General features: G+C 63.2%; 14 protein-coding genes. 11 read left to right on the forward strand and 3 right to left on the reverse strand.

The genetic code is table 11. The features are described 5' to 3' along the window. The first annotated feature begins 5 nt into the window (after positions 1-5). From ACIQC5_RS02475 to ACIQC5_RS02505, 7 genes are all read left to right on the forward strand, one after another. A complete protein-coding gene (locus ACIQC5_RS02475) occupies positions 6-1,142 on the forward strand; it encodes a GuaB3 family IMP dehydrogenase-related protein (protein ID WP_400278152.1) in 1,137 nt (378 codons plus the stop codon). Positions 1,143-1,214: 72 nt separating this feature from the next. Then, complete coding sequence (locus ACIQC5_RS02480; protein ID WP_400278153.1) at positions 1,215-2,984, forward strand: glycerol-3-phosphate dehydrogenase/oxidase; 1,770 nt, start codon at positions 1,215-1,217, stop codon at positions 2,982-2,984. Positions 2,985-3,032: 48 nt separating this feature from the next. Continuing rightward, entirely contained in the window at positions 3,033-3,521 is a 489-nt protein-coding gene (locus ACIQC5_RS02485) for a PTS sugar transporter subunit IIA (protein ID WP_400278154.1), read from the forward strand. Positions 3,522-3,583: 62 nt separating this feature from the next. Next, positions 3,584-4,426 (forward strand): SURF1 family protein, encoded by an 843-nt coding sequence (locus tag ACIQC5_RS02490; protein ID WP_400278156.1) that lies wholly within the window; start codon positions 3,584-3,586, stop codon positions 4,424-4,426. Further along, entirely contained in the window at positions 4,423-4,923 is a 501-nt protein-coding gene (locus ACIQC5_RS02495; RefSeq protein ID WP_400278157.1) for a DUF3817 domain-containing protein, read from the forward strand. Before ACIQC5_RS02490 ends, ACIQC5_RS02495 begins: the two co-directional genes overlap by 4 nt. Before the next feature lie 189 nt (positions 4,924-5,112). After that, the gene (guaA, locus tag ACIQC5_RS02500; RefSeq protein ID WP_400278159.1) at positions 5,113-6,702 is read left to right on the forward strand and encodes a glutamine-hydrolyzing GMP synthase; all 1,590 of its coding nucleotides are present in this window, start codon (positions 5,113-5,115) and stop codon (positions 6,700-6,702) included. A 148-nt stretch (positions 6,703-6,850) separates the two neighbouring features. Further along, on the forward strand, positions 6,851-11,044 hold the full coding sequence (locus ACIQC5_RS02505; RefSeq protein ID WP_400278161.1) for an AAA family ATPase: 4,194 nt from the start codon (positions 6,851-6,853) through the stop codon (positions 11,042-11,044). A gap of 35 nt (positions 11,045-11,079) precedes the next feature. Here the strand turns inward: ACIQC5_RS02505 and ACIQC5_RS02510 are convergent, their stop codons facing one another. The 3 genes from ACIQC5_RS02510 to ACIQC5_RS02520 form a co-directional block, all read right to left on the reverse strand. Next, complete coding sequence (locus tag ACIQC5_RS02510; protein WP_400278162.1) at positions 11,080-11,670, reverse strand: RcpC/CpaB family pilus assembly protein; 591 nt, start codon at positions 11,668-11,670, stop codon at positions 11,080-11,082. Between the two features lie 222 nt (positions 11,671-11,892). Further along, the gene (locus tag ACIQC5_RS02515) at positions 11,893-12,150 is read right to left on the reverse strand and encodes an FmdB family zinc ribbon protein (protein ID WP_400278163.1); all 258 of its coding nucleotides are present in this window, start codon (positions 12,148-12,150) and stop codon (positions 11,893-11,895) included. Positions 12,151-12,242: 92 nt separating this feature from the next. Continuing rightward, the gene (locus ACIQC5_RS02520) at positions 12,243-12,848 is read right to left on the reverse strand and encodes a 5-formyltetrahydrofolate cyclo-ligase (protein ID WP_400278165.1); all 606 of its coding nucleotides are present in this window, start codon (positions 12,846-12,848) and stop codon (positions 12,243-12,245) included. A gap of 125 nt (positions 12,849-12,973) precedes the next feature. Here ACIQC5_RS02520 and galU point away from each other — a divergent pair, with 125 nt between their 5' ends. The 4 genes from galU (at position 12,974) to ACIQC5_RS02540 (ending at position 16,347) form a co-directional block, all read left to right on the forward strand. Further along, positions 12,974-13,879 carry a UTP--glucose-1-phosphate uridylyltransferase GalU gene (gene galU, locus ACIQC5_RS02525; RefSeq protein WP_400278166.1) on the forward strand — a complete coding sequence of 302 codons (906 nt, stop codon included), beginning with the start codon at positions 12,974-12,976 and terminating at the stop codon, positions 13,877-13,879. Between the two features lie 6 nt (positions 13,880-13,885). Then, positions 13,886-14,512, forward strand: a complete 627-nt coding sequence (locus ACIQC5_RS02530) for a GNAT family N-acetyltransferase (RefSeq protein WP_400278167.1) — start codon at positions 13,886-13,888, stop codon at positions 14,510-14,512. Positions 14,513-14,610: 98 nt separating this feature from the next. Then, a complete protein-coding gene (locus tag ACIQC5_RS02535; protein WP_400278169.1) occupies positions 14,611-15,540 on the forward strand; it encodes a hypothetical protein in 930 nt (309 codons plus the stop codon). Positions 15,541-15,546: 6 nt separating this feature from the next. After that, positions 15,547-16,347, forward strand: coding sequence for an SDR family oxidoreductase (locus tag ACIQC5_RS02540; RefSeq protein ID WP_400278170.1), 801 nt, complete (start codon positions 15,547-15,549; stop codon positions 16,345-16,347). Positions 16,348-16,358: the final 11 nt, after the last annotated feature.

The following is a 16,358-nucleotide window of genomic DNA, read 5'->3' on the forward strand; positions in this document are numbered from 1 at the left end:
GAGCAGTGACTTATGAGATTGAGATTGGCCGTGGCAAGCGTGGGCGTCGTGCCTACTCCCTGGATGACATCGCGATCGTTCCGAATCGCCGGACACGCGACCCGAAGGACGTCTCTGTCTCGTGGCAGATTGACGCGTACAAGTTCGATATGCCCGTGATCGGTGCACCCATGGACTCCGTGATGTCGCCGGATTCGGCCATCGCGCTGGGCCGCCTCGGCGGGCTCGGTGTCCTGGACCTCGAAGGTCTGTGGACCCGGTACGAAAACCCGCAGAAGGTCCTCGACGAGATCGCAGACCTCGCCGACGAGACCAGCAGCCCTGCAGTGACCCGTCGCATGCAGGACCTCTACCAGGCCCCTATCCAGCCGGAGCTCATCAGCTCCCGCCTCGCTGAAATCCGTGCTGCAGGCGTCACTGTTGCCGGTTCCCTGACGCCGCAGCGCACCCAGGAGCACTACAAGACCGTGGTAGCGGCCGGCGTCGATATCTTCGTGATCCGTGGTACCACCGTCTCGGCTGAGCACGTGTCCAAGACGCACGAACCCCTGAACCTCAAGCAGTTCATCTATGAACTCGACGTCCCTGTGATCGTTGGCGGCGCGGCCGGCTACACGCCTGCTCTGCACCTCATGCGCACCGGCGCCGCTGGTGTCCTGGTTGGCTTCGGCGGTGGCGCTACCAGCACCACGCGTCGTGCCCTCGGAATCCACGCTCCCATGGCATCTGCCATTTCCGATGTCGCCGCCGCCCGCCGCGACTACATGGACGAGTCCGGCGGCCGCTACGTTCACGTGATTGCCGACGGCGGCATGGGCAGCTCCGGCGACATCGTCAAGGCGATCGCCATGGGTGCAGACGCCGTCATGCTCGGCAGCGCCCTGGCCCGCGCCGAAGAAGCTCCCGGCCGTGGTTGGCACTGGGGCCCGGAGGCCCACCACCTGGAATCTCCCCGCGGTGACCGCGTCAACGTTGGCACTGTCGGTCCGCTGGAAGAAGTCCTGTTCGGGCCGGGCCACCACACGGACGGTACGTCAAACCTGATCGGTGCGCTGCGCCGTTCCATGGCCACCACCGGCTACTCGGACCTCAAGGAATTCCAGCGAGTGGACGTCGTGGTGTCGCCCTACGCGGGCAACTAGGACTCCTGCCAATCGGGCCGGGCAACAAGTAGGGTAGGGGACTATCAGCTGTTGCATTTGAGGAGGGGTCCGATGAGCAATGTCGCAGGCGGTCCGCAGGCGGGTTCCCCGGGAGCACTGAGCCCGGGAGCTTTGAGCCCGGGAGCCCGGGCCGCATCAATTGACGTCCTGAAAGCCACCGCCGAAGCCGGCAAGGAGCTCGACATCCTGATTGTCGGCGGCGGCGTGGTGGGAGCCGGTGCGGCGCTCGATGCCGTGACCCGCGGCTTGACGGTAGGAATCGTCGAGGCCCGCGACTGGGCATCCGGAACGTCATCGCGATCCTCCAAGCTCATCCACGGTGGTCTGCGCTACCTGGAAATGTTGGACTTCGGCCTTGTCCAGGAGGCACTGCAGGAACGCGGCCTGCTGATCCAGCAAATCGCACCGCACCTGGTCAGGCCTGTGCCCTTCCTCTACCCCTTGACGCGGCGCGTGTGGGAGCGGCCATACGTCGGGGCGGGCATCATGCTCTACGACACACTGGGCCTCACGTCGGGCCACAGTCGTGGCGTACCCATGCACAAGCACCTCTTCAGGCGTGGCACGCTGAGGGCTGCGCCCAGCCTGAAGGATGACGCCTTTGTAGGCTCCATCCGCTACTACGACGCCCAAGTGGATGACGCCCGGCTGGTGGTCAACCTGGTCCGCACGGCTGCCCACTACGGCGCCCATGCCGTCAACCGTGTGCGCGTGGTTGATTTCCTCCGTGAGGGGGAGCGTGTGGTTGGCGCCAAGCTGGAGAACCAGGAAGACGGCAGCGTCTTTGAGGTCCGGGCCAAGCAAGTGGTGAACGCCACCGGTGTTTGGACGGACGAGACCCAGGCCATGGTCACGGATCGTGGCCAGCTCAAAGTGCGGGCATCCAAGGGCATCCATCTGGTGGTGCCGCGTGACCGTTTCCAGTCGACCGTCGGACTGATCCTGCGCACCGAGAAGTCGGTACTCTTCGTGATCCCGTGGGGACGCCATTGGATTATCGGCACCACGGACACGGACTGGAAGTTGGACAAGGCACACCCGGCCGCCTCCAGCAAGGACATCGACTACGTTCTGGAGCACGTTAACAAGGTCCTCAAGCGGCCCCTGACCCGCGAGGATGTCGAAGGCGTCTATGCCGGCCTTCGTCCGCTCCTGGCCGGCGAGAACGATTCCACCGCAAAGCTCTCGCGCGAGCATGTGGTGGCGCACCCTGTCCCCGGCCTGGTGGTCGTCGCAGGTGGCAAATTCACCACCTATCGCGTGATGGCCAAGGACGCCGTTGACGAAGCAACCCGGGCCATGGACGAGCGCGTCCCTTCCAGTTGCACCGAGACCATCCCGCTGCTCGGGGCAGAAGGCTTCAAGGCCGCATGGAACCGTCGCGGACGCTCGGCCGAGGAAGCCGGCGTCCACGTGGCACGCGTGGAACACCTGCTCAACCGTTACGGCTCCATGGCTCACGAGGTCCTGGAACTCATCGCAGAGCAACCCGAACTGGGCAACCCGCTTCCGGGTGCGGATGACTATCTGGCGGCGGAAGTGGTGTACGCGACCACCCACGAAGGTGCCCGTCACGTTCACGACGTTTTGACTCGCCGTACACGCATCTCGATCGAAGCGTGGGACCGCGGTGTGTCTGCAGTGCCGGTAGTCGCTAAGCTGATGGGAGAAATCCTTGGCTGGAGCGAGGCGCAGCGGGAAAGCGAAATCAGGCACTACTTGGCACGGGTGGAAGCTGAGCGGCTCAGCCAGCAGCAACCCGATGACGAATCGGCCGATGCCGCACGCATGGGTGTCGACGACATCGTTCCCCTTCGCTGACCAGCTCAAGGAACTGCGGCCGGGAGGCCACACTGGAGGGAAGACGACTTGGCTGAACCACTTGACCGGTATGACGCGGAACTGACCACGCCCGAGACCGTCATTCTCGAACTCGTTGCCACGGATAAGATCGACGCTGCGGCACAGCTGGCGGAGCGGCTCTACGCTGCCGGTCGGATCTCCAACCTCGAAGGCTTCCTGGAGCAGGTCCACTCGCGCGAACACCAGCTGGCCACGGGCCTTCCGGGCGGCATCGGGCTGCCGCACGCACGCAGTGAATTCGTGGACCGGATCTCGATCGCGGTGGGGGTCACCAAATTCGGGCACTCACTGGATTTCGGGGCCACCGACGGCCCAGCCACGTTGGTGCTGCTCATAGCCACCCCGGCGAGCTCCTTCTCGGACCATTTGGAAGTCCTCGCCACCTTGGCCCGGTCCCTGTCCAAGGAATCGTTCCGCGATTCACTTCGACGAGCTCACGATACCGAGGTCATCTCGGAACTCATCAACTCCAGCTTGGTCTTCTTCGACCACTAAACGGACCCTGCAGCCCCCTGGTCGGTTCGTTGTTCTACAGCCGGACGAAGTACGGTTAAGGGGTGTTGAAAACCGCGCTCAAACCCCGCTGGATCGCAGGACTCGTCTTTGCGCTTCTCCTGTCCGGGGTGTTTGTGCTGCTCAGCCAGTGGCAGCTCAGCCGGTCCACGCAACACGATGCCCCCGTGCCCACGAGCATCGAAGAAGTGAAACCACTGCTGGATGTCCTGCAGCCCGGGCAGTTCTTCCCGGGGTCCGTTTCGGACCAAATGGTCAGCGCCACCGGAAGCTACGACCCCGCCAAGCAGGTTCTCGTTGAGGGTCGCTTGCACGACGGCCAGAAGGGCTTCTGGATTGTCTCCGCCTTTGCCGTGGACAAAGCCCCTGCGCTGAAGGGCGTCGCGGCGTCGCCTGGGACATGGATCCCGGTGGCCCGCGGCTGGGTTGCCGATGCCGCCCAAGCCGGCCCTCCGCCGTCGGGCACGATCTCGGTGACCGGCCGCCTGCTGCCGTCTGAAGCTCCACTGCCAAACGTCGACGCCGGTCCAGGCCGGGCGTCGGCAGTTTCCGTAGCGGAACTCATCAATAAGTGGGAAGTCTCCAGCTACCCGGGATTCGTCGCTGCGACCTCGGAGACCGCCGGCGGCGCGCCTGTTGACGCGCGCGACGAGTTGAAGCCCCTGAATATCCCGGCACAGCCCCCGGCCCAGCAGGTCAACTGGCTGAACCTCTTCTACTCGGTGGAGTGGGTGGTCTTCGCCGGATTCGCCCTCTACATCTGGTGGCGGATGGTTGCCGATGATTATCGTCGGGACCTCGAAGGCGACGACTTCGACGACGACGAAGACCACCTCGACAACAATGAACCAACTAACCCAGAGCCAGAACAAAAGGTGCAGCAATGATTGAGCCCAAGCCGGCCATCCAGCCCGAACAGTCCGGATCCAAGCCCAAGAAGCGTCGATTCGGTGGAACGGAAGCCCAGATCCGTTCGGCGCTGAAGTTCTACAAGGTCATGGCCTACCTCACCGGTGCCATGCTCCTGCTTCTCTGCGCCGAGCTTGCTGCGCGCTACGGGTTTGGTGTCTCGCTGTTCGCCGGCGGTACCGACGCCGTGACGGGCCAGCCGTTCGGTTTCGGATTCGGGGAGTCTGAACCCAAGGGCGTCATCGGCGGCTTCAACATCTCCACCACCGTCCTGATCGTGCACGGCTGGATGTACGTGGTCTACCTGATTTCCAACTTCCGGCTCTGGTCGCTCCTCCGCTGGCCGTTCTCCAAGCTCGTCCTGCTCGCCCTGGGCGGCGTCGTGCCGCTCATGTCCTTCATTGTGGAGAAGAAGTTCCACGCGCAGGTGGAGGCCGAGCTCGCAGCGAATCCGCAGGCGTCCAAGCGTTACTAGGTCCAGTGGGCTGCGCTGGCGGGCTGCTTTGGCGGCTGGGCTTGGCGGCTGCGTTTGCCGACTGCCGGGGCTGCGATAGCAGTACTGACAGGCATTCGGGTGTGAGATGCCTTACGGCCGGGCCTTGTTTGGCCTCTGGCAGCCCCTCCCAACGTGCACCGGGGCAGCCCGGCAAAGTAGTCTAGGTTGGTGACTACTCCCACCGCACCCCAGACTTCCCAGAAGCCGGTGCTGGTTGTTGACTACGGTGCCCAGTACGCGCAGCTGATTGCCCGCCGCGTCCGTGAAGCGAATGTGTATTCGGAAATCGTTCCGCATACCTTCACCACCGAGCAGCTTCTGGCCAAGAACCCCGCAGCGATCATCCTGTCCGGCGGACCCTCGAGCGTGTACGCTGAGGGCGCCCCCCGCGTCGGGGCCGACCTCTTCGAAGCCGGGGTGCCCGTCTTCGGCATCTGCTACGGCTTCCAAGCCATGGCCAATGCGCTGGGTGGCAAAGTTGCCCAGACAGGCCTCCGCGAGTACGGCGCCACGGAAGCCACCACGGTGGGCGACGCCCGCTCCATCCTGGATGGCGTACCGGCTTCGCAGAACACTTGGATGAGCCACGGCGACTCGGTACATGAGGCCCCGGAGGGCTTCGAAGTGCTGGCTACCACTGCCGGTGCGCCGGTTGCCGCTTTCGCCAATGAAGAAAAGCACCTCTACGGTGTCCAGTGGCACCCCGAGGTCAAGCACTCCGTGCACGGCCAGCAGGTGTTGGAGAACTTCCTCTTCAAGGGAGCAGGGCTGAGCCCCAACTGGACCACCGGCAACATCCTTGAGGAGCAGGTGGATCGCATCCGCCAGCAGATCGGCGACTCCAAGGTCATCTGTGGCCTGTCCGGTGGCGTTGACTCTGCCGTTGCAGCTGCACTTGTCCAGCGGGCCGTGGGGGACCAGCTGACGTGTGTGTTCGTTGATCACGGGCTCCTTCGTGAAGGCGAAGCCGAGCAGGTTGAACGTGACTTCGTGGCCGCCACCGGAGTCAACCTGTATGTCGCGAACGAGCAGGAACGCTTCCAGTCGGCTTTGGCTGGGGTCAGCGATCCCGAAACCAAGCGCAAGATCATCGGCCGCGAATTCATCCGCGCCTTCGAGGAGGCGGAGCGGGCCATCATCGCCCAGGCCGCTGCCGAGGGCGAGAAGATCAAATTCCTGGTCCAGGGCACGTTGTACCCGGACGTCGTCGAATCCGGCGGCGGCGAAGGTGCTGCGAACATCAAGAGCCACCACAACGTTGGTGGCCTGCCCGAGGACCTGCAGTTCGAGCTCGTTGAGCCGCTGCGGGCACTCTTCAAGGACGAAGTCCGTGCCGTTGGTGCGCAGCTCGGCCTGCCCCAGGAAATCGTCGGTCGCCAGCCGTTCCCGGGTCCCGGTCTGGGTATCCGCATTGTCGGCGAAGTTACCAAGGAGCGGTTGGACCTGCTGCGCAAGGCTGACGCCATTGCGCGTGCAGAACTCACCGCTGCCGGTTTGGACAACGACGTTTGGCAGATGCCAGTCGTGCTGTTGGCTGATGTCCGCAGCGTCGGCGTCCAGGGCGACGGCCGCACCTACGGCCACCCGATTGTGCTTCGTCCGGTGTCCTCCGAAGATGCCATGACGGCGGACTGGTCGCGGTTGCCGTACGATCTCCTGGCCCGGATCTCCAACCGCATCACCAACGAGGTTGATGGAGTGAACCGCGTAGTGCTGGACGTTACCAGCAAGCCGCCGGGAACCATCGAGTGGGAATAGCACTGTGAGTGGCCGGTCTCCTTCCAGGAGGCCGGCCATTGTGCTTTTCCGGGCAGAACGCCGCTGCCGGCTGTGAAATGACGGCAAATTTCGGCTGGCACAGTGTTGCGAACCGGGCTGCACGCGTATTCCCGCTACCCTCGAAAGTATGCCGGTATGGTCCAAGGCGTCTAAAGCTAGTACAGAAAAGAAGGCAGCAGTTGTGTCAGTAGGTCAAGGCCACGAAGAGGGCTCCGAAGAGCTCCGGAAATGGCTGTCGGGGCTTAAGCCCGTCACCGGGGCGGACACCATGCTGCGCTTCGTCAAGACGCCCGAAGGCGCCATTGACCTGAGCAATGCGCACCCATCGGGGCTTGCGCAGTTGCTCGCGGGGCGCCGCACGCGCCTCTCCACTCTGATTCGGGACCGCCAGCAGTACTTGGTGGCCGCCCGGGCGGCCCGCAACATCCGGTCCAAGATCTTTGAGCTCAGTAATGACCGCGGCATCGAGGCCGGGTATTTGTCGTCCGGCACGGTGGTGTGGACCTCGGCTGTTGGCGGTAAACCGCAGCGTGTTTCGGCTCCTGTCATGCTGACGTCGATCGTTCTCACGGTACGCCCGGGGGAAGATGACTTCGAACTGCAGCTCACGGAGCAGGCACGGATGAACCCGGCGCTGGTCCGTCATTTGAAGACTGTTCACGGAATTGTTTTCGACGTGAACGCAGTGGCCCGCATGGCCTACAACACTGCGCGGCTCGATCCCCAGCCTGTCCTGGACCGCATCGCAACTCTGGTGCAGCCGATCCATGGCGCAGAGGTTGAATTCAACTTGCTCGTCACCACGCTCGCCGACCTCTCGGGAAACCTGGATGATCCCTGGATCAACCAGAACAATCCAATTGTGGCGGCGCTGGCCACAGCTGCCAATGGCGGTGACATTGAGCCGGAACCGATCAAAGCCGGCAGGTTCGCCAGCTTGGACGAGCGTGATCCTGCGGATGAACTCCTTTTGCTGGATGCCGACACCGACCAGCAGTACGTGGTGGACGCCGTCCGAGCCGGGGATTCGCTGGTTGTCAGCACACCGCCTGGCAGCGGCCAGACACAGACGGCCATCAATGCGATTGGTGCCCTGGTCAGCGAAGGAAAGTCCGTCCTGGTGGTGGGCGACAGGCAGTCCAGCCTCGCTGGCCTTTCGTCGCACCTGGAATCTCTGGGTCTCGAATCGATGCTTTTCCGCCCGGGCAATGGCACCACGCCGCAGCAGCTCAAGGGCCAGTTGGTTCGGGCCATCATGCGCAACGAGAAGGCTCTCGAACCGCAGTTGGGCAATCTGCACCAGACCCTCACAGGACATCGCCATGCGCTGACGGACCATGTGGCTTCGCTACATAACGTCCGCGAACGCTGGGGCTGCTCCCCGTACCAGGCCATGCAGTCCCTTGCCGAACTGACGTCGATCCATCCTGCGCCTGCAACCACTGTGCGTTTGAAGCGCAGTGTCTTGGACAACATCAAGGACCGCGAAGAACTTGCCGGTCGTCTGCGACGGGCTGCCGAGCTGGGTAGCTTCAGCCGCGCTTCGACGTCGAGTCCCTGGTATGGGGCGCGACTCGTCACCAGGAAAGAAACCGAAGAAGCGCAGCAGCTTGCCCGTGCCGCTGAGGAGAAACTGCCTGTCCTGCGTGAGCGCATGAAGCAGGTTTCCGATCACGCCGAAATCCGCCTGGGCGAAACGTTTACGGAGTGGGGTTCCCAGCTCGAGCTTCTCATTGCGGTGCGGGAGAGCCTGGACAAGTTCACCCCCGATATCTTCGACCGGCCGGTACACGACCTCATTTCAGCCACCGCAAGTTCGGCTTGGCGGCGGGAGCGAAATCTCGAGATGCCGTCCATGCAGCGCTCCAGGCTGCGCCGCGTTGCCAAGGAATATGTCCGCCCGGGCGTGCACATCGCAGATCTCCACAGTTCCTTGGTTCTGGTACAGGACCAGCGCGCTTTGTGGGCGGACTACGCCACAACCCAGCGCCATCCGGCCGTGCCGTCCGGCTTGGCCGATCTCGGAGCCCTGTACCGGGAATTGGATGGGGACCTGAGTCGCCTGGGTGAGTCCCTGAAGCACACCTCCGCTGGGGGTTCCCTTCACGACACCCGGTACCTGCAGCTCATGGAACGGCTCGAACGTCTGGTGGCCGATACCGCCACGTTGGAGACCCTTCCCGAGCGCACGCTTCTCATTGAAGAGATGCGTGAGCACGGGCTCGGGGAGTTGTTGACCGACCTTGCCGCGCGGGAAGTTCCGGCCTCGTCCGTGGCCGCCGAGTTGGACCTCGCTTGGTGGCAGTCGGCGCTCGAAGCCATGATTAGCGGCGATGACTATCTGGCTATGTCCGACGGCGACTCTCTCCGCCAGTTGGAAGCAGAGTTCCGACTGGCAGACCAGGCCCACATCGCCAGCGGAGCTGCCCGGCTTCGGTGGCAGTTGGCCGAGACGTGGCGCCAAGGCATTCAGGAGCACCCGCGACAGGCCGAGTTGCTCCGCGCGTTGCTCAAGGACGGGCGGGTAACGCTGCCGGCGTTGAGTGCGCAGGCTCCTGCGCTCGTGCCCTTGTTGGTTCCTGTGTGGTCCGTCAGCCCCTACTTGCTGACCGGGGTTTTGCCTGCTGAACAGAAGTTTGATGCGGCGGTCATCATCGACGCCGAATCGACGTCCCTCCAAGCGGTCTTGCCGGCCATTGCGCGTGCCAAACAGGTCATTGCCTTCGGTGATGCCAAGATCGCCAACGCACGCACGTTCAGTGTGGCGGTGGAGCCTCCGGTGGCCGGCGTGGCCAGCCACGAGGCCGTTGACAGCGCCTTCAAGGCACTCGCCCGCGTATTGCCGACATGGCAGCTGAATTGGGTGTACCGGGCCGTCGATGAGGACCTGGTCCTGCAGTTGAGCAAGAACTACTACGATGGCGGTCTCCGTCGCCTTCCGGACGGCCAATCGGTCACGGGGCTGGATCGCTCGATTCTGGTGGAGTACATCCCTGATGGGACCGGATTGCCCGGCGCTGATCATGAAGGCGTGGAGTCCGTCACCGCTGAGGTCAACCGTGTGGTGGACCTGGTCTTCGAACACGCGAGGCTGCGTCCCCGTACGTCGTTGGCCGTGGTGACCGCAAGCCTGCGGCACGCTGCGCGCATCGGCGAAGCCATCCGCCTTCAGCTGCCCAATCACCCACTCCTGTCTGCATTCTTTGGGGCAGGACCGGAGTCCTTCCGGGTAGTGGACTTGGAGCGCGCTCAGGGCCTTGTCCGCGATCATGTGATCTTCTCTTTGGGTTATGGCCGCACGCCCCATGGCCGGGCTCTGCACTCGTTTGGCCCTCTGTCCAGTGAGGGCGGCCGTAACAGGTTTGCCCTCGCCATGACCCGCGCCCGGCGGTCCATGCACGTCCTGAGCTGCTTCCGGCCTGAGGACCTTGACCTCGACCGCCTTGCCCACGGTGCAATCGACTTCTACGAATTGCTGGACCGGGAGCTGTCCGGAAACAGCAACCTTGGAACACCGGCATCCCGTGCGGTGGCCAGCGAGCAGGCGTTGGGGGAGGACCCCCTGGTCGCAGACCTCGGCGACCGGCTGCGGGCACGTGGTGCCCGGGTTTGGCACCTTTACGATGGCGTCCTGGATATCGCTGCTGCCGCCGACCCCGTGCACACCATCGGACGCGAAGGCGCGGAAATTCCCACACCCGTGGCGATCGAATCGGATGGAACCGAGCGGTATCGGCGGATGAGTGTCCGTGAACGCAGCCGTCTTCGTCCTCAGCTGCTGGAGCGCATGGGATGGCGTTACTTGTCCCTGTGGACCATCGAGGTCTTCACCGATCCGTCTTCCTGCGCGGACCGCATAGGGTCCTATCTCGGGCTTGAAAACCATATTCCACCAGCTGCCCAGGTTCCGCAGCATGGCTTCCTGGACATGGATGTTGAACAATTGACCGTGGAAGCCCTGCATTCCCGGTTTCCACGTAACGCGGGAATCCAAGCGCCGACGAGGGAGTCCCTGGGAGAACAGCGCTCCTCCAGTGACGCAGAAGATGGAAGAGAGATCCGAGTGATTGACGAAGGCTCCGGCCCGAATGCCGGCGCGCCAGCCAAGGACGCGGCCCAGGAACACGCGGCAACGGAAGAAACGGTTCAGCCGGATATGAGTGAGAAGGCATCTGACGCTGCTGCGCCCGCTGCGAAGCCGGTTGCAGAAGGCATCCTGCCGAAGAAAGCCGCTGAAGACGATCCGCGCCGCTGGGGCGACGAATCCAACTATGACCATGATGCATGGCTCAAGGAACAGAAGCCCCCGCACTGGGGCTGATCGACGTCGACCCCTGACCAGGACCGCCGAGTCCGTCACGGGTTGACCAGCACGAAGAAAAGCTTGCCCTGCGTTGACGCGCCGGCAAGCTTTTCTGCTTGCTGGGGATTTGCGGAGACCACTACGAGTCCATCGGTGTCGCTCGTTCCGAGCCATTCGCCGGCTTTGCCGCCCTGCGCGGAGGTCCACAGCACCGGGACGGGGCCGGCCAGGACCTCACTGGCCCTGGACTCGTCGTAGGAGCCGGAGGCTGTCAACACCACTGTTACGAGTTGACCGGGGGACAGCAGCTGAATGGACGAGGGATCGGCCATCCGGAGGGGAACGGCCGCTGTGCCAACTGTTGCCCCAGTGAGAAGCCCAGGGCCGAGCAGACTGGATTCGGTCGGGATCTGGCCTTTGGCCAGGGGAGAGGCCAGCTGCCTCCCGGCGAGAGCGGACGTAGTGTCAAACGCTCCGGAGATGGCCATGTCCGGTGGCACGCCTATGCTCACGAAGTCGGCTTCGGCAAGGCTGGCACCGGCTGGCAGGTCGTGTGCAGCAACGAGGAGACTGACGCGTCGTTCGGACGCAGGCGTCAATTGCTGGACGGCCATGCCGGCGGCAAGGCACAACAACAGAGCCACCGCGAGTCTGCGGTTTCTGGTCAGCCACGAACTGAACCTCAGCGGAAGGGGGCGCTGCGAAGGTCGGCCCGGTGGTCGACGCCTGACAGGACCCGAATGGCTCCGGCGCGACGGCCTTGGGCGGAACAGTGAGGCATGTGGTGACTTCAGCAGCATGCAGCCACGTTAGTCACGGGGTTCGGCCGCACGACAGTGGCCGATGACCCTATGTGGATAAGTTGCTTAGCTGGCTGCGGCCACGGGGGCCGGGGCGGCGGGGGCAGCCGTCGACGGCGCTGCAGACACCGTGCTGCTGCTCTTGGAGTCGCGGGAGTCCGTGCGGTAGAAACCTGATCCCTTGAAGACCACGCCAACGCTGTTGAACTTCTTACGCAGCGAGCCTTGGCATTCCGGGCACTCCGTCAGGGAGCTGTCAGTGAAGGACTGGACGATGTCAAAGGCATGGTCGCAGTCTTTGCAGGCGTAGGCGTAAGTGGGCACTGAGTTCCTCCTTCAGGACAAAGTTCAGGTCCTGTGGAGCCGAATCGGAGAATCTCCGCCTTAGCAGTCGCAGGGCCTGAGTGCTAATTCTATCATCCGTGTCCGGCGAGGCCCACGACGCCGGACGGCGTCAATGCTTCGGGCACCGGGCGATCAAAAGCCTCGGCGGGAATAGCGCCCGGAGGCAACACGTCGTCGTCGTACACCACGGCGATGGTCGGCGGCCGTACTCCTGTGGCCTCAAGGCCCTGAAGCAGGCGGTCGTAATAGCCGCCGCCCTGTCCTATGCGGTTTCCGGTCCTGTCCACTGCCGTGGCGGGAAGGAAAATGCCCGCCACACTGGCAATCAGCGAGCTGGGAAAACGCTCACCTTCCGGTTCGTCGATCGGTGCGTATGCTGAGCGGACAAAAGTGGTCGACGGCGTCCAGTAGACCCAGCTCAGCTGACGATCCGGCTCACATACCGGAAGAAGAACCTGGTGTCCGGCCTCGTGCAGTGCGGCGATGAGCGGTTTGGTTGGTGGCTCGTAGGCGACGCCCAAGTAGACGGCGAAGGTGGCTGGAGCTTCGTTGGAAATCCTTCCCGCCCAGGCCGTTCCAAGACGTGCCAGTGCTTCTCCCGCGGCCGCACGTTGTTCCGGGAGCAAGGTGCGCCGGTACTGGCGACGATCGGTTCGGATTTCTTCTTTGGATGCCATATCAGTCCATTCTTGATTACCGGGAGCCGCCAGAGTCGCGAAACAGCCCCCTGCAGCGCCTTGATCCAAGCCACGGCACGGTACGGGTTTACCCGTTGGTGTGTTCCTTCCGTTACATTAGTCCGGTGACTCTCGATAACAATGCTGTCCGTAAGGCCGTCATCCCCGCAGCGGGTCTTGGTACCCGGTTCCTCCCCGCCACAAAGGCGATGCCGAAGGAAATGCTGCCCGTGGTTGACAAGCCAGCCATCCAGTATGTCGTCGAAGAAGCGGTGAAGGTGGGCCTGCACGACATCCTGATGATCACCGGGCGCAACAAGCGTGCCTTGGAAGATCATTTCGACCGAGTGCCTGCGCTGGAAGCCACGCTGGCGGAAAAGGGGGACACGTCCAAGCTCGAGGCCATTCAGTCGGCCACCAACCTGGGCGACATCCACTACGTTCGCCAGGGTGATCCCAACGGCCTCGGCCACGCGGTCCTTCGTGCAAGGCAGCACGTTGGCCACGAGCCGTTCGCCGTCCTCCTGGGCGATGACCTCATCGATCCCCGTGAGGACCTGCTGAGCGAGATGATTGCTGTCCAGCAGAAAACCGGTGGTTCGGTTGTCGCGCTCATCGAAGTGGAGCCCTCCAAGATCAGCGCCTACGGTTGCGCAGACATCGTGGAAAACGGCGAAGACGGCTACGTCCGTATCAAGCAGCTCGTAGAGAAGCCTTCCCCCGAAGAAGCGCCGTCCAACCTTGCCGTCATCGGCCGCTATGTGCTGCACCCGGCAGTTTTCGATGTCCTGGAAAACACTGCGCCTGGACGTGGCGGGGAAATCCAGCTGACGGACGCACTCGAGGTTTTGGCTGCCGGCGAAGGTGAGGGCTACGGCGTGTACGGCGTGGTCTTCCGTGGCCGTCGCTACGACACCGGAGACAAGCTGAGCTACCTGAAGGCCTGCATTGAGCTGGCTTGCGAACGTGACGACCTCGGCCCCGAGCTGCGTGAGTGGCTGCCGGACTTCACCGCCTCGCTCCCCAAGTAACACCGGATGTACGGCTCTGCTATCTGGCCGGCAACGCTGGAAAGCGAGGGCCTTGTACTTCGGCCCATCCGGTACCGCGACAAGCGGGAATGGTCGGAGGTCCGTTCGCGCAACAGCGAATGGCTCGCCCCGTGGGAGGCATCAAATCCTGCTCCCGGCGGTCGCTTGCCCAGTTACCGCCAGATGGTGGCGTCTTTGAACGAACAGGCAAGGCAGGCAACTGCCTTGCCGTTCCTCATCACAGAGCGGACGCCGGGATTTCGTGAGCCCAGAATCGTTGGGCAGCTGACGGTCTCATCGATCGTCTGGGGCTCAGCCATGATGGCTACTCTCGGATACTGGGTGGACAAGGAGCGGGCCGGGCATGGTATCGCACCGACAGCCGTTGCGATGGCTACAGACCACTGCTTCCGGATCCTGGGCCTGCACCGCATGGAGATCAACATCCGTCCGGAGAATGGCCCGAGCCTGAGGGTGGTGGAGAAGCTCGGATTCCGTGATGAGGGCTACCGGCAACGGTACCTTCACATCAACGGTGAGTGGGCAGATCACCGTTCCTTTGCACTCACCTCCGAGGAAGTGCCCCAAGGGCTCCTCGAGACTTGGCTACGAGGAAGAAGTGGCAGGTCATAGGCCCTTTTCGGCTGTATCTCCATTCAATTGCGGACTCGCCCGCGACACACCGGCGGCAATGCGGCTGCCCCTGACAATTTGCTTCTACGGTTTTGAATGTGGACTTCCCTCTCAGCAGCTCAGTGATACTCGTTGTCACTGTTGCGCTCTGGATTGTGTGGGTGGCACCGTACGTTCTTCGGAACAGGCGGCAACAAGTCCAAACGGCCACTGTTCCGGCAGAGGCTTTTGACGACGAACCGGACGAAACGCAGGCAGGGGTGGTTTTGACCTTGGCACCTCAGCAGGAGAAACCGATGGAGACCATGCACAGCAAAGCACCTGAGTCGCCCCAGGAGTCCCGCATGGTCCGGTCGTCCACTCGAAATTCGTCCGACACACCCTTCACCATCCGCTATGCCAGGCTGACGTTGGCGTTGGCGGGCTTGGCCTTGCTGCTGACAGCTGTTACATCCGGGGTGTTGACTCTTTTCGGCAGGGGATCCATCTGGCTTCCTTTGATTTCCTTGGTCGGTGCCGTGCTCGCCGTCGTCACTTTGCGTAGGCTCGCTCTGCGGGACCTTCGGGAACGTCGCGCGCGCCGCGCCGCACAGTCGGTGACGTTTCCAACGCCAGCGCGTTATTTGCCGAAGGAAACCGCGGTCGAGTCGAAGGAAACCAGGGTTTTCGATGCCGAGGCGGGCAACCGTGAGGCCGCGCGGCTTTCCGCCGTGGAACTCCGCCAGGCCGCATTGGCTGTGGCTGTTGCCGCCGGAGACAAGTCCGTGCGAACGGCGGAAGACGCCAAGGGAGATCGCTGGGAGCCTGTTGAGGTCCCGAAGCCGACTTACGTCGGCGCTGCCAAAGCTACGCGTCCCACTCCCGAACCGCTTGACCTTCCCGAAGCGCCCAAGCCAGTCGGCAAGCCGGTCCTCAAACAGAGCACCGAGCAAGCCGAGGCCACTGCGGTGGTCCACGCACGTGCCGCTGCCAAGGGCCAAAGTGCCCTTAGCAACTTGGATGACGTCCTTCAGCGCCGCCGCGCCTAACGGCCAATGACGGCCATCTGCGTTGCCGGTGGCACCGGTCAGGTGGGTCGGGAAGTTGTTCGCCTCGCCCTCGCTGCGGGACACACGGTATCGGCGGTCAGTCGCCGTGTGCCTGCGCCGGACTCAGCAAATCATCACGACGGCGCCACCTACTTTGCGGGCGACGTCACCACAGGTGACGGCCTGGCAGCCGCTTTGACGGGAACCGACGTCGTCATCGATTGCCTTGAGGGTCAGTTCGGCAGGGCGCAGAAGCAGTTCGCCGACGGCGGTGCACGGCTACTTGCCGCTGCCCACCAAGCCGGGGCAGGCAAAGCTGTGGCGTTGTCGATCATCAATTGCGATCTCAGCACCTACGCGTTCTACGTCTCAAAGGCGGATAAGGAACGTGTATATGCCACGTCGCCGCTGGAGACAGTGGTGGTACGGGCAACGCAATTCCACAGCCTCGTGGCGGCCATCTTTGCTGCGGGAGCGAAGGTCCGCCTGATCCCGACGTTCAAGGGAGCCAAATTCCAGTCGATCGCCCCTGACGACGTTGCAGCCGCCTTGCTCGAGGCCGCTTTGGAAGGTCCCTCTCCAGAACTGCACCGACTGCGCACTGTGGGTGGCCCTGAGGTGCTGACCATGCGGGATATGGCCGAGGCGTGGAAGGCTGCCACAGGGGCACATGGCAAGGTTCTGGAGCTTCCGCTGCCGGGACCCATGGGCGCCTATCTGCGTGCTGGACACAACCTGATCCCGGGCCAGAGGTATGGCAGGGAGACGTTCGTGTCGTGGTTGGAAAAGCATCGGAAAACTTTGTAGCCTAGGGACAC

This window comes from Paenarthrobacter sp. NPDC092416, assembly GCF_044755025.1.
GTDB lineage: Bacteria > Actinomycetota > Actinomycetes > Actinomycetales > Micrococcaceae > Arthrobacter.